Origin of the sequence: Pseudomonas sp. IT-P260, from assembly GCF_949768395.1 — a bacterium.
Classification (GTDB): Bacteria; Pseudomonadota; Gammaproteobacteria; order Pseudomonadales; family Pseudomonadaceae; genus Aquipseudomonas; species Aquipseudomonas parakoreensis.
Genome location: NZ_CATKPO010000043.1, coordinates 112,141 through 127,467, shown reverse-complemented (window position 1 = coordinate 127,467; position 15,327 = coordinate 112,141). Strand labels below are relative to the sequence as shown.

The 15,327-nt window shown below is 57.6% G+C and carries 11 protein-coding genes; 6 read left to right on the top strand and 5 right to left on the bottom strand.

Features of this window, described 5'->3' with window-relative positions; all coding sequences use genetic code 11:
* Positions 1-454 precede the first annotated feature (454 nt).
* Positions 455-2,038: a peptide chain release factor 3 gene (locus ACM6HV_RS25015; protein WP_041066884.1), complete on the bottom strand. Its 1,584-nt coding sequence runs from the start codon at positions 2,036-2,038 to the stop codon at positions 455-457.
* Between the two features lie 449 nt (positions 2,039-2,487).
* Here ACM6HV_RS25015 and ACM6HV_RS25010 point away from each other — a divergent pair, with 449 nt between their 5' ends.
* The 5 genes from ACM6HV_RS25010 to ACM6HV_RS24990 all read left to right on the top strand — a co-directional run bounded on the left by ACM6HV_RS25010 (position 2,488) and on the right by ACM6HV_RS24990 (position 7,711).
* Complete coding sequence (locus ACM6HV_RS25010) at positions 2,488-3,177, top strand: ABC transporter permease (RefSeq protein ID WP_177327464.1); 690 nt, start codon at positions 2,488-2,490, stop codon at positions 3,175-3,177.
* A 21-nt stretch (positions 3,178-3,198) separates the two neighbouring features.
* A complete protein-coding gene (locus tag ACM6HV_RS25005; protein ID WP_041066880.1) occupies positions 3,199-4,092 on the top strand; it encodes a glycine betaine ABC transporter substrate-binding protein in 894 nt (297 codons plus the stop codon).
* 12 nt (positions 4,093-4,104) lie between these two features.
* The gene (locus tag ACM6HV_RS25000) at positions 4,105-4,758 is read left to right on the top strand and encodes an ABC transporter permease (protein WP_041066877.1); all 654 of its coding nucleotides are present in this window, start codon (positions 4,105-4,107) and stop codon (positions 4,756-4,758) included.
* The gene (locus tag ACM6HV_RS24995; protein ID WP_414905546.1) at positions 4,755-5,912 is read left to right on the top strand and encodes a betaine/proline/choline family ABC transporter ATP-binding protein; all 1,158 of its coding nucleotides are present in this window, start codon (positions 4,755-4,757) and stop codon (positions 5,910-5,912) included. Before ACM6HV_RS25000 ends, ACM6HV_RS24995 begins: the two co-directional genes overlap by 4 nt.
* Before the next feature lie 635 nt (positions 5,913-6,547).
* Positions 6,548-7,711, top strand: a complete 1,164-nt coding sequence (locus ACM6HV_RS24990) for a type III PLP-dependent enzyme (protein ID WP_047291221.1) — start codon at positions 6,548-6,550, stop codon at positions 7,709-7,711.
* Positions 7,712-7,755: 44 nt separating this feature from the next.
* Here ACM6HV_RS24990 and ACM6HV_RS24985 read toward each other — a convergent pair whose 3' ends face one another.
* From ACM6HV_RS24985 to ACM6HV_RS24970, 4 genes are all read right to left on the bottom strand, one after another.
* Entirely contained in the window at positions 7,756-8,634 is an 879-nt protein-coding gene (locus ACM6HV_RS24985) for a hypothetical protein (RefSeq protein ID WP_414905545.1), read from the bottom strand.
* 46 nt (positions 8,635-8,680) lie between these two features.
* The gene (locus tag ACM6HV_RS24980) at positions 8,681-10,900 is read right to left on the bottom strand and encodes an alpha-xenorhabdolysin family binary toxin subunit A (protein WP_414905544.1); all 2,220 of its coding nucleotides are present in this window, start codon (positions 10,898-10,900) and stop codon (positions 8,681-8,683) included.
* A 232-nt stretch (positions 10,901-11,132) separates the two neighbouring features.
* Positions 11,133-11,888, bottom strand: a complete 756-nt coding sequence (locus tag ACM6HV_RS24975) for a tetratricopeptide repeat protein (RefSeq protein WP_145597308.1) — start codon at positions 11,886-11,888, stop codon at positions 11,133-11,135.
* Positions 11,885-12,565 carry a Fe2+-dependent dioxygenase gene (locus tag ACM6HV_RS24970; RefSeq protein WP_145597307.1) on the bottom strand — a complete coding sequence of 227 codons (681 nt, stop codon included), beginning with the start codon at positions 12,563-12,565 and terminating at the stop codon, positions 11,885-11,887. The genes ACM6HV_RS24975 and ACM6HV_RS24970 overlap by 4 nt, the downstream gene beginning before the upstream one ends.
* A gap of 207 nt (positions 12,566-12,772) precedes the next feature.
* Between ACM6HV_RS24970 and ACM6HV_RS24965 the strand changes: the two genes are divergently transcribed.
* Positions 12,773-15,094: a TonB-dependent receptor gene (locus ACM6HV_RS24965; protein ID WP_182403838.1), complete on the top strand. Its 2,322-nt coding sequence runs from the start codon at positions 12,773-12,775 to the stop codon at positions 15,092-15,094.
* The last annotated feature ends 233 nt before the right edge of the window (positions 15,095-15,327 follow it).

Below are 15,327 nucleotides of genomic sequence, written 5' to 3'. Positions count from 1 at the left end.
CGCACCGCTCTCGCTCCTCACCACTCAACACGATGAGCGTTAGCTCGAGTACCGCTTTTGATCTTGATCCACGGGCGACATCGGAAGGCTGAGTGGAGGGATTGATCCGGGGGTGGGAGCGCAGCGACCGTTTGGCGAAGCCAAACACAGCGAGAGGAGGTGCAGCGAAGCAAACCGTAGGCGCTGCGCCCGGATCAATCCCGCAACGAAGGGACCCCGAGCCCCAGCGAGCGGGCCGAACGCAGGAGCAAGCCTTTTTTTGCTTACTTTTTTGAGGCGTTTGTCAAAAAAGTGAGTCGCCGTCAGGGCGAAACCCTAAGCCGCCATCACCTAAAAAACGGATATACACCCAAAACCACCCAAAGCCTGGTCGGCCCAAAGGCCGCCAAGACAAAGCAAAAAAAAGCCCCCAAGGCCTACACCTCAGGGGCTTTCGAACAAACCAGCTCAGCGCTTAATGATGCTCACGCGTCGCACGGAATTTGACATCCGGCCACCGCTCTTCCATCAACGCCAGGTTAACCCGCGTCGGTGCGAGATAGGTCAGGTGCCCACCGCCATCCAGCGCGAGGTTCTCCACCGCCTTGTTGGAAAACTCCTCAAGCTTCTTCTTGTCGCTGCATTCAATCCAGCGCGCGGAATACACAGTGATCGGCTCGTAAGAGCACTCAACCTTGTATTCCTCCTTCAAACGACTGGCGACCACATCAAACTGCAGCACACCGACGGCGCCAAGAATGATGTCGTTACTGCGCTCCGGGAAGAACACCTGAGTCGCGCCCTCTTCAGCCAGCTGTTGCAGACCCTGACGCAATTGCTTGGACTTCAGCGGATCACGCAGACGCACACGACGGAACAGCTCCGGGGCAAAGTGCGGGATACCAGTGAACCCGAGGACTTCACCTTCGCTGAAGGTGTCGCCGATCTGGATCGTGCCGTGGTTATGCAGACCGATAATGTCGCCGGCGTACGCCTCTTCCAGCTGTTCACGCTCGGAAGAGAAGAACGTCAGGGCGTCGCCGATGCGTACGTCCTTGCCGGTACGCACGTGGCGCATCTTCATGCCTTTCTCGTACTTGCCGGAGCAGATACGCATGAAAGCGATACGGTCGCGGTGTTTCGGGTCCATGTTCGCCTGGATCTTGAAGATGAAGCCCGAGAACTTCTCTTCCACCGGCTCGACGGTGCGCTCGTTGGCCACGCGAGGCAAAGGACGCGGCGCCCAGTCCACAACGGCGTCGAGCACGTGGTCGACCCCGAAGTTGCCCAGTGCGGTACCGAAGAACACCGGAGTCAGTTGACCGTCGAGGAACTCCTGCTGGTTGAACTCATGGCAGGCGCCCTGCACCAGTTCCAGCTGTTCGAGGAAGCGCTCGTACTCGTCGCCCAAGTGCGCGCGCGCCTCGTCGGAGTCGAGTTTCTCGATGATCTTGGTTTCGGTGCGTTCGTGACCGTGACCGGCGGTGTAGACAATGATGTAGTCGTCGGCCAGGTGGTACACGCCCTTGAAGTCGCGGTAGCAACCTATCGGCCAGGTGATCGGCGCTGCCTTGATCTTCAGAACGGCTTCGATTTCGTCGAGCAGTTCGATCGGGTCGCGGATGTCACGGTCGAGTTTGTTGATGAAGCTGACGATCGGCGTGTCACGCAGACGGCAAACGTCCATCAGGGCGATAGTCCGTGGCTCGACACCTTTACCGCCGTCGAGCACCATCAGTGCCGAGTCGACCGCCGTCAGGGTGCGGTAGGTGTCTTCGGAGAAGTCTTCGTGGCCCGGGGTGTCGAGCAGGTTGATCATGTGTTCGCGATACGGGAACTGCATGACCGACGTGGTAATGGAAATACCCCGCTGCTTCTCCATCTCCATCCAGTCGGATGTCGCATGGCGGTCGGATTTACGGGATTTCACCGTACCGGCCACTGCAATCGCCTTGCCCATCAACAGGAGCTTTTCGGTGATCGTGGTTTTACCGGCATCGGGGTGGGAAATAATGGCGAAAGTGCGGCGTTTCGCGACTTCGGCGGCCTGGTTGGTCATAGGAAATCGCCTGGCGGTGATTCAAAAAAGGGCGGCGAGTATAGCTTAAAAAGTAACCGCCGAACCACCGTCCCTCGGCCGCGCAAAACCCTGTAGGAGCTGCCGCAGGCTGCGATCTTTTGATCTTGCTCTCAAGAACAAAATCAAAAGATCGCAGCCTGCGGCAGCTCCTACAGGTGGCCAAACAGTGTCTGACGTGGGAACCTTTTAAAGCACGGAGACGTCCATCCCCTGTTACGACATTTCGTCAGGGGCTGAAAAATCAGCAAGTTAGCCTGACGAGGCTGCGCTCATGGCTCGCTTTCAGATCGCTTTGCCGGTCCTGAAAAACGGCTACTTTTCGCGAACGCTGACTTCGGCAGCCAGGAATGGCCTTGCCACACGGAGCTGCGTTCGCCGACTACAAAAAAAGGAGTCCGCCTGTGGCTATCCGCTATGGCAAAGGGCTGATGGGAGGTGCGGTGGTGATCGCGCTCCTGGCCCTGCTGGTCCACTGGATCGGCATCAACACGATCGAACACTACCGCGACGATTTGTTGTTTTACCTGCAAGCTCATCTGATTCTCGTCCTCGCTTCAATGCTGGCCGCCCTGGTCGTGGGCATCCCCGCCGGTATCTTTCTCAGCCGCCCGACCATGGTCGGCCGCGCTGAACGCTTCATGCAGATCTTCAATATCGGCAACACCGTGCCACCGCTGGCCGTACTGGCGATTGCCCTGGGGATTCTCGGCATCGGCAGTGGTCCGGCGATCTTCGCTTTGTTCCTCGCTTCTCTGTTGCCAATTGTGCGCAACACCTACGAAGGCCTGAAAAACGTTCAGGGCTCGCTTAAGGAAGCCGCCGTCGGCATCGGCATGACCCCGCGCCAGGTGCTGTGGAAAGTCGAATTGCCCAACGCCGTGCCGATCATCATCGGTGGCGTGCGCGTGGCGCTGGCAATCAACGTCGGCACCGCGCCGCTGGCCTTCCTGATCGGCGCCAACAGCCTCGGCAGCCTGATCTTCCCTGGCATCGCCCTGAACAATCAGCCGCAACTGCTGCTCGGCGCCGCGTGCACCGCGCTGCTGGCCCTGCTGCTCGATGGCGTCGTCACCCTCGCCAGCCGTCTCTGGCTGGAACGCGGTCTGCGCCCGTCTTAAGGCTTTTGCGAAGGAATAGTTATGAAACGATTTAGCTTGATCTTGAGCTGCCTCCTGCTGTTTGCAGGATTGGCCCAAGCCGCCGAAAAACCGGTTATTCGCCTCGGCGCCCGGGTGTTCACCGAGCAGACCCTGCTCGCGGAAATCACCGCGCAATACCTGCGCAGCAAAGGCTACGACGCGCAGATCACCGGCGGTCTGGGCAGCAATCTCGCCCGCAGCGCCCACGAAAGCGGACAGCTGGACATGCTCTGGGAATACACCGGCGTTTCACTGGTGGCCTACAACCACGTCACCGAGAAACTCGACAGCGAACAGTCCTACGCCCGGGTCAAAGAACTCGACGCGAAAAAAGGCCTGGTCTGGCTGACCCCGTCGAAATTCAGCAACACCTACGCCCTCGCCCTGCCGAAAAAAGTCGCCGAGGAGTATCCGCAGATCAACACCATCAGCGACCTGAACAAGGTGCTGCGCGATGAAGCCAAGACCAATCACCTGGTGGCGCTGGACACCGAGTTCGCCAACCGCTCCGACGGTCTGGACGGCATGGTCAAGCTCTACGACATGAACCTGACCCGCAAGAACATCCGGCAGATGGACGCGGGGCTGGTCTATACCGCGCTGCGTAATGGCCAGGTGTTTGCCGGCCTGGTCTACACCACCGACGGCCGCCTGAATGCGTTCGGCCTGAAACTGCTGGAAGACGACAAGCACTACTTCCCCGACTACACCGCTGCGCCGGTGGTGCGCCAGGCCTACCTCGATGCGCACCCGCAATTGGCCGAGCAACTCAAGCCGCTGGCGCAACTGTTTGATGACGAAACCATGCGCCAGCTCAACGCGCGGGTCGACGTCGATCACGAAAGCCCATCGAAAGTGGCCGCCGATTTCCTGCGCCAGCATCCACTCAACTAAGGAGGAAAAGTCATGGAATTTCTGAACGCCTTTTCCCACCTCGACTGGCAGCAGGTGATGCACCTGACCTGGCAGCACATCACCCTGGTCGGCATCGCGGTGACATTGGCGATTCTCATCGGCGTGCCGCTGGGCATTCTGATGACGCGCTTCCCGACACTTGCAGGTCCCTTGCAAGCCAGCGCCACAGTGTTGCTGACCGTGCCGTCGATTGCGCTGTTCGGCCTGCTGCTGCCGTTCTATTCCAAGTTCGGCCAGGGCCTGGGGCCGATGCCGGCGATCACCGCGGTGTTCCTCTATTCGCTGCTGCCGATCATGCGCAACACCTACCTCGCCCTGACCGGCGTAGAGCCGGGTATCCGTGAAGCCGCGCGCGGCATCGGCATGACCTTCGGCCAGCGCCTGCGCATGGTCGAGCTGCCGATTGCGGTGCCGGTGATTCTCGCTGGCGTGCGCACTGCGGTGGTGATGAACATCGGCGTGATGACCATCGCCGCGACCATCGGCGCCGGTGGCCTCGGTGTGCTGATCCTCGCCTCCATCAGCCGCAGCGACATGTCGATGCTGATCGTCGGCGCGCTGCTGGTCAGTCTTCTGGCGATCTTCGCCGACCTTCTCCTGCAGTGGTTGCAACGTACGCTGACTCCAAAAGGACTCCTCAAATGATCGAACTTCAAAACCTCAGCAAGACCTTCCAGAGCAACGGCAAAGATGTCAAAGCCGTGGACTCGGTAAGCCTGACCGTCAATGAAGGCGAAATCTGTGTGTTCCTCGGGCCATCGGGTTGCGGCAAAAGCACCACGCTGAAAATGATCAACCGCCTGATCAAACCGACTTCGGGCAAGATCCTGATCAACGGCGAAGACACCACCGACCTCGACGAAGTGAACTTGCGCCGCAACATCGGCTACGTGATCCAGCAGATCGGCCTGTTCCCCAACATGACCATCGAAGAGAACATCGTCGTGGTGCCGAAACTGCTCGGCTGGGACAAACAGAAATGCCACGACCGCGCCCGCGAATTGATGAGCATGATCAAGCTCGAGCCCAAGCAGTATCTGCATCGCTATCCGCGTGAACTGTCCGGCGGCCAGCAACAGCGCATCGGCGTGATCCGCGCACTGGCGGCGGATGCGCCGTTGTTGCTGATGGACGAGCCGTTCGGCGCGGTCGACCCGATCAACCGTGAGATGATCCAGAACGAGTTCTTCGAGATGCAACGCGCGCTGAACAAGACCGTGATCATGGTCAGCCACGACATCGACGAAGCGATCAAGCTCGGCGACAAGATCGCGATCTTCCGCGCCGGCAAACTGCTGCAGATCGATCACCCGGACACCCTGCTCGCGCACCCGGCGGACGACTTTGTCAGCAACTTCGTCGGCCAGGACAGCACCCTCAAACGCCTGCTGCTGGTGAAGGCCGAAGACGCCGCCGACAACGCGCCATCGGTCAGCCCGGAGACTCCGGTGGCCGATGCGCTGGAGTTGATGGACGAGCATGACCGCCGCTATGTGGTGGTCACCTGTGCCGAGAACAAGGCGCTGGGTTATGTGCGACGCCGCGACCTGCATCGCCAGACCGGCACCTGCGCGCAGTATCTGCGTGAGTTCAACGCCACTGCAGCGTACGACGAGCACCTGCGCATCCTGCTGTCGCGCATGTACGAGTTCAATCGTTCGTGGCTGCCGGTAATGGATGCCGAACGAGTGTTCCTCGGCGAGGTGACGCAGGAGTCGATTGCGGCGTACCTGAGCTCGGGACGTTCGCGGGGCATGAAGACCAATATCGTTTCGCCGGCTGAGGCTGTAATCGCGTAAAAACTCCAAATCTGTGGGAGCGAGCCTGCTCGCGAATGCGCAATAACGGTCAACAATGATGTTGGCTGTAAAAATGTTTTCGCGAGCAGGCTCGCTCCCACAGGATTCGCGCAATCTTCGGAGCATTTACAGGGCGGAAAAGAATCTCAACAGTAATGTTCGTTGGACCTGGGCAAAGTCACCTGTTCAAACAAGCAAAATCCCCCTCACGCCTACCTCTCGCCGCCAACGTCGCCGATGTTGCGCCTAACGCACTTACCCTCAACTTCGCCGACAAAAGCGGCGAACGTGCAGGTATTTTTAACACTTGAAAAATCGCAGGGAACATCTGTCCGTCATCTCGGTCGGCTACAAAGAGTGATATCCGCGACGTACGTCAGAAGCGTGCAAAAACGCGACATTTTTAGTTGATCTCAGGCCCCTCACGCCCTAAAGTTCGCGCCGAACGTCCATGCTGGAAACGATCCATCCGGCTCAAGTACTGACGACGAGACAGCAAGGCCAAGGGCAGTTACGCCCGTGGCCTTTTTGCTTTCGGCGACATGCCTTGGGAAGTAGGCGAACCAAAGTGGGGATACGGAGGACGTTCATTTACACCCATGTTTTTACCCGTTTGCCCATAGGAGCACTCCAGCATGTCGATCCAGGTCGAAGACTATTTCGCGCGCGAAACCTTTCAGAAAATGAAGGCGTTCGCCGACAAACAGGAAACCCCGTTCGTGGTGATCGACACCGCGATGATCGCCCAGGCCTACGATGACCTGCGCGCCGGTTTCGAATTCGCCAAGGTCTACTACGCGGTCAAGGCCAACCCGGCTGTCGAGATCATCGACCTGCTCAAAGAGAAAGGCTCGAGCTTTGATATCGCCTCCATCTATGAGCTGGACAAAGTCCTGAGCCGTGGCGTCAGCCCGGATCAGATCAGCTACGGCAACACCATCAAGAAGTCCAAGGACATCCGCTACTTCTTCGAGAAGGGCGTGCGTCTGTACGCCACCGACTCCGAAGCCGACCTGCGCAACATCGCCAAAGCCGCGCCGGGTTCGAAAGTCTATGTGCGCATCCTCACCGAAGGCTCGACCACTGCCGACTGGCCGCTGTCGCGCAAGTTCGGCTGCCAGACCGACATGGCCATGGACCTGCTGATCCTCGCCCGCGACCTCGGTCTGGTGCCTTACGGCATTTCGTTCCACGTCGGTTCGCAGCAGCGCGACATCAGCGTCTGGGACGCGGCGATCGCCAAGGTCAAAGTGATCTTCGAGCGCCTGAAAGAAGAAGACGGTATCCACCTGAAGCTGATCAACATGGGCGGTGGCTTCCCGGCCAACTACATCACCCGCACCAACAGCCTGGAAACCTACGCCGAAGAGATCATCCGTTTCCTGAAAGAAGATTTCGGTGATGACCTGCCGGAAATCATTCTGGAACCGGGCCGTTCGCTGATCGCCAACGCCGGCATTCTGGTCAGCGAAGTGGTATTGGTCGCACGCAAATCGCGCACCGCCGTCGAGCGTTGGGTCTACACCGATGTGGGCAAGTTCTCCGGCCTGATCGAAACCATGGACGAAGCCATCAAGTTCCCGATCTGGACCGAGAAGAAAGGCGAGATGGAAGAAGTGGTCATCGCCGGACCGACCTGCGACAGCGCCGACATCATGTACGAGAACTACAAGTACGGTCTGCCGCTGAACCTGGCGATCGGTGATCGTCTGTACTGGCTGTCGACCGGTGCCTACACCACCAGTTACAGCGCCGTCGAATTCAATGGCTTCCCGCCGCTGAAATCGTTCTACGTGTAAGTGATGCTTTAACCGAAAGGCCCATGCTTGTGCATGGGCCTTTTTTATTTGCGCAGCCAGGTCTCGAGGTGATCGATCATCGCCATGAACTCGTCGGCGCCCTCCCTCGTGGCGGCCAACTGAAAATTCAACTCTCCGAGCTTCGATGCGCGCTCCGCTTTCAATAACTCACGGAACGCCGTATCGATACGCAGACACGTTTCCTCAAGAAAGAAGCTCATTTGCGAAATCACGGAAGCCGATGCGTTAAACAACGCAGCGATATCGGTTTTGTATTCTGCGGCCCTGACTTTTGGATCTGCTGAAGAATAAGTCACGTCCCAAACCGGCGTCGTGCGCGCTTCGCGAAATAACTCATCGATCACTGTCGGCTGTGTATGGCACTTGCACGATTGATGTTCCATCGCCTTGAAAAACACCGACTTGAGGCCGAACGACTCGGTATGCACCTCAGCGCTGGTGTATTTCAGTTGGCGCACTTGCGCACTCAAAGCGTTGAACCGAAGCGCCAATTCGTGAACCAGGTCCGACACATCCGTTGCAGGAAACAACTTCCAGGTCGGCGACCTGGACAAGCTGTACAACTTGAAATCCACCTCGCTGAGGGGCTGGTTCCTGGAAGTATTTCTGGCGATTTCCAGCGTTTCAGTGGTGAATCTGGCAAGGTCCGCCACGTACGTTGTGCACAGGCGCCGAGTGTCTGCACTACGCTCCCAGAACTCCTGCAGGTAGCGCGCATTGAAACTGGCGTTGATCAAACGCGAATCGCTGACCAGAACCGTCAGTTGATGACCGCTGGCCCTGCGGCGCTCAAAGACCCAGGGAATGTTGTTGAAGGTGGAATGAAGAGAACCAAGAAAGTAAGTGTAGCGGTCCAACGTCCGCCGCTGTGCTGCTTGAAACTCATGGGCAAGTGTATTCATGACCGTTTATAAGGCGGTGAACGCACCGTTCACCGCCTTGCCCCCCTTACTGCTGAATGGTTTTCAGAAACTGCCGGAGCTCGGAAATCGCGGCGATTGTGGCAACCGTGCGTTGCTCGACCGCCTGCGACTTGTCTTGTTTGAAGTCGTCTGCGAAGGACTTGAACCGGGTCACCAGATTCGAGAACTCATTCACGTAGCTCCAACGCTCCTCGTCCAACTGGTCGAGCACTTGCACCAGCAGAATCTTTCCATCAATCAGCTCAATGTCCTTGGTGTGCTTCTTCAACTGCGCCCTCAGATCACCTGCCTTCTCCTTGAGCTGGTTATAAGCCGCCAGCATGTTCAGATAGGAAATGGCCTCCCCGATACCCGAGATCATTTTTTTCAGAGTATCAATGGCGAACAGTGCAACCTGAACCTGCGGTGGTGCCAGACCCAGCGCTTTCAGGTTATCCAGCGTTAACCGGGCTTCCTGTCCGATCTTTTCCACCCCGGCCTTGGCGATCAGGTCAATCGCTTCGGATACCGATTTCATCTGTGTTTCCAGATCGACGAGTTTCTCTTCGGATTTGACTTTCAGCGTTGCGCTGAAGGCCCGATCCTGCTGCAGCGTGCCGATCCATTGCGCCGAAGCCGACCGGTCATAGGCGGTACTCAAACCGTTGTGCGTCACCTGTAAATCGTCCGCGTACTCGCAGACTTTCCTTGATACGTCTTTGAGTCTGCTTTCCATCTCCATATGAATTTCATCCGCATCTTCCGGGTATTCGAGAAGATCCTTCTGAGAAGCCCTGAGTTTATTCTGTGTGCTATCCAGATAAATCCAGGTTTTCTGGGCCTGATTACGAAGTTCAAAAGTAGCTTCCTGGATAACCGCCGTCAGGTCACTCATTGTGCGAACGGTGTTCGGAAGGTAGTTGAACTGTTCCCCCAGCATTCGCGCAGTGGTATCGCTTGCCTGAACAGACGCCGCGTGATTGCGCAAAGCGGCGATATCGAACTCCGAATGGGTTGGAACATTGTGTTGGGAAAACATCAGTACCTTACTCCTGAACATCATAGAACTGCTTGCGTACTCTTTATCTGCCGCAGCGAAGACGCCCAACAGCTGATCGGAATTCGTCTTGATCTGTTGCCATGGGTCAATGATCGCGAGAATCTGGTTCTTGAATTTTCTCAGGGAAGTTGCTTCGTGAATCAGATCAACTTCTTTTACAGATGCATTGATATATGTACTTAGCGCACTCCATACCAGCATCAGGTTTTGCGTAGCGACTTCGGCCTCTATCGCTACATAACTCAGATTCTGCAAATCGTCGCGCACTTTGTTCAGGGAACTCAGCGTCTGGTTTTTGCTGGCCATCAGCTGGTTGGAAGCCTGTTGCTCCGCCTTCAGCCTGTTTCGTTCCTTGCGGATCTTTTCAGCTTTGACGCCCTGATAGATACCGAGAATCAGACCACCGATATTCAGTGTCGCTGCCGCGGCAATCGCTTCCTGAACCAGTTGATCATATTGCTTGTTCAGTACATCGATTTCTTTCGAGCGCTGGTCGATCTCGCCCTGAAGAGCCTGAATGTCTGCCTGATAGGTATTGCGAGACACGAACTCCAGTCGCAGCTTGATCTCCGGCAGCACAGACTCGCGCATATCGGTGCCAAAGCTGTCGAGTTCGGATCTCACCTCCTCGGCCTTCGCATGGCACTGCATGACTTTGGCCATCATGCTTTTGAGATACTCCTTGATTTCCGGAACATCACCGGAAGGCAACTCCAGATCGGGGAGATTTGGAATCCTGCGCTTGAGCTCCAGATACTCTTGAGGCGTCTTGATATCGTATTCGTCCAGATATCTGGACGCTTTCAGGTCTTCGTAAATCTCTACAATGCCTTCACCTGTGCGAATGATGCTGCCGGCAAAAATCTTCAGGTCGGTCCCGGTCAGCATGATTTTTTCACGCAGCGGGGACCAGCGTTTCGCATGGTCGTAAGTGCGGGTAAATGTCCGTAGAAAGTCCACCGCCTTGAGACCAACACCCCCCACATCCCCGGCACCGTAGTTCAGATAGCTCCTGACATCCTCGATCCGAACCGGAAGCGACAGCCCGAGAACTTCATACTTGCGCAGGCTGATAATCTGCTCTTTGGTTAATTGAATACCGGTTTCCCGATTGTATTCTTCACCTTCGCCCAGCGAAGCATCTACAAACATTCGAGGTGCCTTTGCGGCAGCCTCGACGATCTTGCTGTCCATTTTGAATTCCATAAGAGACTCCTTGTCGCCTTCGGATATTTAATTAGCGTTATTTTGAAATACGACTTCATCAAATGGCTTACCCCACTCAATCGCCGTCACCGCAAAACAACACTAAGACAACAAGACGACAACCAACAAGCTCTTAAATATTAGTATTCAAGACAAATAAACATTCACTACGATGTTTAATCGATAGCAGCAAGATCAAATACATGACACCAGGCAGTTGCAAAACAAGTAATCAACGATTATCCAGTTCCGCCAAACGCAAACTATATGCATCGGCCATCGCACGCACTTCCGGATGCTGTGCATTCAACAAGGAAACACTGGCGACTCGCAGAAAATTCGCATTGCCCGCGTCCAGCGCCTTGCGCAACCACCCAAGGGCCTCCTCGATCCGGCCTTCATCGGCAAGCATTGCAGCGTGACTGAACTGCCCGCGAAAATCACCGCCCTCGGCGGCAAGGCGATACCAGTGGCGCGCCGTCGGCACATCTTGCGGGCAGTGGTGTCCGTCCTCCAGATACCGGCCCAGCAGATTCATCGATTTGGCATGCCCAGATTCGGCAGCCTGACGATAAAACGCCAGGGCTTGCGCGTGATTCTCCGCCGTCCCACGCCCGGTAGCGTGCAGATTGGCCAGGTTGTACATCGCCCAGTCCAACCCGTTTTGCGCAGCGATCCGATAATGCTGCGCGGCAATCGCGGCATTCGCGACGCATCCCCAGCCATGCTCATGACAACGGCCCAGCATGTTGCGCGCCATCAAGTGCCCTTGCCCGGCGGCGATGGCGAACCAGCGCAGTGCCAACGTTTGATCCTGAGCAATGCCACGGCCATCGAGCAGGATCTGCCCGAGCAACGCCTGCGCTTCAACAATGCCCTGGCCGGCGGCGAGCAGAATCGCCTGCGCCGCACGCGCCGGACTTTCTTCGAGCATCGCGCTGAGCTGCGCAACGTCGAGCACTTCCTCGCGCCGCAGTTGAAAACTCATACGTCAACCCAGCGCCGCAGCAGGTTGTGATAAGTGCCGGTCAGGCGAATCAGCGACGGGTGATCAGGCATGTCCTGAGTGAGCTGCTGGATCGCCCCGTCCATCTCGAACAGCAAGGCGCGCTGGCTGTCTTCGCGCACCAGACTCTGCGTCCAGAAGAACGACGCATAACGCGCGCCACGGGTGACGGCGTTGACCTTGTGCAGGCTGGTGCCGGGGTACAACACCATGTCGCCGGCGGGCAGTTTCACCCGTTGCGTGCCGAAGGTGTCCTGAATCTCCAGTTCGCCGCCGTCGTAGTCCTCGGGTTCACTGAAAAACAGCGTGGCCGACAGATCGGTGCGCACCCGCTCGATGCTGCCTTTGGGCTGACGCACGGCGTTGTCGATGTGAAAGTCGAAACTGCCGCCCGCCGTGTAGCAGTTGAGTAACGGCGGGAATACTTTGTGCGGCAGCGCGGCGGACATGAACAGCGGATTTTTCCACAGCCGCTCGAGCATCGCTGCACCGATTTCCTTGGCCAGCGGATGGCCTTCCGGCAGTTGCAGATTGTGTTTGGCCTTGGCCGACTGATAGCCGGCGGTGATTTTGCCATCGGCCCAGTCCGCCTGCTCCAGCGCCTCGCGGATGCGCTGCACTTCTTCTTTGCCGAACAGGCCGGGGATGTGCAGCAGCATGGCGATCGTACCTGATGGTAAAGGGGTGCCAATGGTATTGATTCTTATTGGCTGTGTAAAACCCATGTGACGGATGAACCGCCAAAAACCGTAAGGTTAAATTGTAAAGAATGTAAATTCGTCTCGAATAACAATGTTTCGCAATTGATACGAATACCCGTTTACCCTATATTCCGCGACCTCAAATCCTTGGGGAGGGGAATAAAAATGTCACGTCAACACGCACAATTGCCGGTCAGTTCACCACGTTTGCTTGCTTCGGCCATTGGTGTCGCCATCACCGCCGGCTCTGCTGGGCACATGGTCTTCGCCGCGGAAAAGACCGACAGCAAAGCTTCCGGCAATGCCATCGCCCTGGACGCTACCGCCATCACCGGCGAAGCGCAGGACTCGACGTCCTACCAGGTCGAAAAAGCCTCCTCGCCCAAGTACACCGCGCCGCTGGTCGATACCCCGCGCTCGGTCACCGTCATCCCGCAACAGGTGCTCAAAGACACCGGCGCCCTGAACATGCAGGACGCGCTACGCACCGTTCCGGGCATCACCTTCGGTGCCGGTGAAGGTGGCAACCCGCAGGGTGACCGTCCGTTCATCCGCGGCTTCGACGCTCAAGGCGACACCTATCTCGACGGCGTGCGCGACACCGGTTCGCAGAGCCGCGAAATCTTCGCTGTGGAAAACATTGAAGTCAGCAAAGGCCCGAACTCGGCCATCGGCGGTCGTGGCGCAGCCGGCGGCAGCATCAACCTGGTGAGCAAGAAAGCGCATCTGGGCAACTCGTTCGACGGTGGTTTCACCTGGGGCTCCGACCAGACCCAGCGTTACACCCTGGACGGCAATTACCAGTTCAGCGACACCGCTGCCGGCCGCCTGAACCTGATGAGCCACGAGAGCAATGTCGCCGGTCGCGACAAGGTCGACTACGACCGTTGGGGTATCGCGCCGTCCCTGGCGTTTGGTCTGGGCACCGACACCCGGGTCAACCTCGACTACTACCATCTGGAAAGCAACGACACCCCGGACTCGGGCATTCCTTACACCATTCCGGCCGGTGGTTCGGCGGCACGTACCAAGTCCAACCCGGACAAGCCGTACGCCGGTGGCGATCACAGCAACTTCTACGGTCTGGATCGCGACTTCCGCAAGGGCCGCACCGACACCGCGACTTTCGCCATCGAGCATGACCTGAGCGACTCGCTGACCATCAAGAACACCCTGCGCCACGGCACCAGCATGCAGGATTACATCCTGACTCAGCCGGACGACAGCAAGGGCAACGTCAACAATGGCAGCGTCTGGCGTCGTGCGAACACGCGGGTCAGCAACACCGAGACCACCACCAACCAGACTGATCTGTTCGGCAATTTCTACGTCGCCGGTTTCAAGAACAGCTTCTCCACCGGTGTCGAATACACCCGCGAGGAAGGCCAGAAATCCTCGTACAACGTCAACACCGACACCACGCCGCGCACCAGCGCCGCGACCACCAATTGCACCCCGTCGATGATTGGCGCATCGAGCGGCTACAACTGCACCTCGCTGTCGAATCCGAACCCGAACGATCCGTGGAACGGCGCGATCTCGCGCAACTACGCCGGTACCGACACCAAGGCCAACACCTACGCGCTGTATGCGTTCGACACCCTGGAATTGTCCGAGCAGTGGCTGGTGAACATGGGCCTGCGTTACGACCACTTCGACACCGACTACAAGACCTACAACAACGCCGGCACCACCACCTCCAAAGGGGATGACACCAGCGAATTCGTCACCGGTCAGTTCGGCGTGGTCTACAAACCGGCACCGAACGGCAGCATCTACGCCTCCTACGCAACCTCCGCGACGCCTCCGGGCAACACCCTCGGCGAAGGCCAGGAAGGCAACCCGCTGGGCGGCACTCCGGACCGCAATGGCAACCTGCTCAAGAGCGACATGGAGCCGGAAACCACCAAGAACTACGAAATCGGTACCAAGTGGGATCTGCTGAACGATCGTCTGTCGCTGACCGCTGACATCTTCCGCACCGAGAAAGAAAACGCTCGCGTGCAAGTCGACACCACCTCTTACGAGAACGCCGGCAAGACCCGCGTGCAAGGTATCGAGCTGTCGGCCAGCGGCAAGATCACCGACAAGTGGCAAGTGTTCGCCGGTTACGCCTACATGGACAGCGAACAGGTGGACGGTGGTGACCTGCCGGCCAACAAGGCCAACAACGGTAACGAGTTGCCCAACACGCCGAAAAACAGCGCCAGCCTGTGGACCACTTATCAGGTCACGCCGAAGCTGACCCTCGGTGGCGGCGCGTTCTACGTCGACGACGTCTACGGCAGCGTGGCTAACACCACGATGGTCGATTCCTATGTCCGTTACGACGCGATGGCCGCCTACAAGCTGAGCAAGAACGTCGACCTGCAACTCAACGTGCAGAACCTGACCAACGAGGTCTACTACGACAAAGCCTTCTCGACGCACTTCGCCAATCAGGCGGCGGGCCGCACGGCATTGTTGAGCACCAACTTCCACTTCTGACCGATGTGGAAACCTGTGGGAGCGAGCCTGCTCGCGAAAGCGGTGGGTCAGTCAAGTAGAGGCTGACTGACACGACGCCTTCGCGAGCAGGCTCGCTCCCACACGGTCTGCGCCGCAAGGCTTGGCCCCGTTCATTCATGTGAACGGGGTTTTGTGCGTAATCAAAGAAGCTCTCGACAACCCACGGCATAATGCGCGCCGTGATGACAATTTTCGAACGGACAAGGCGAGCG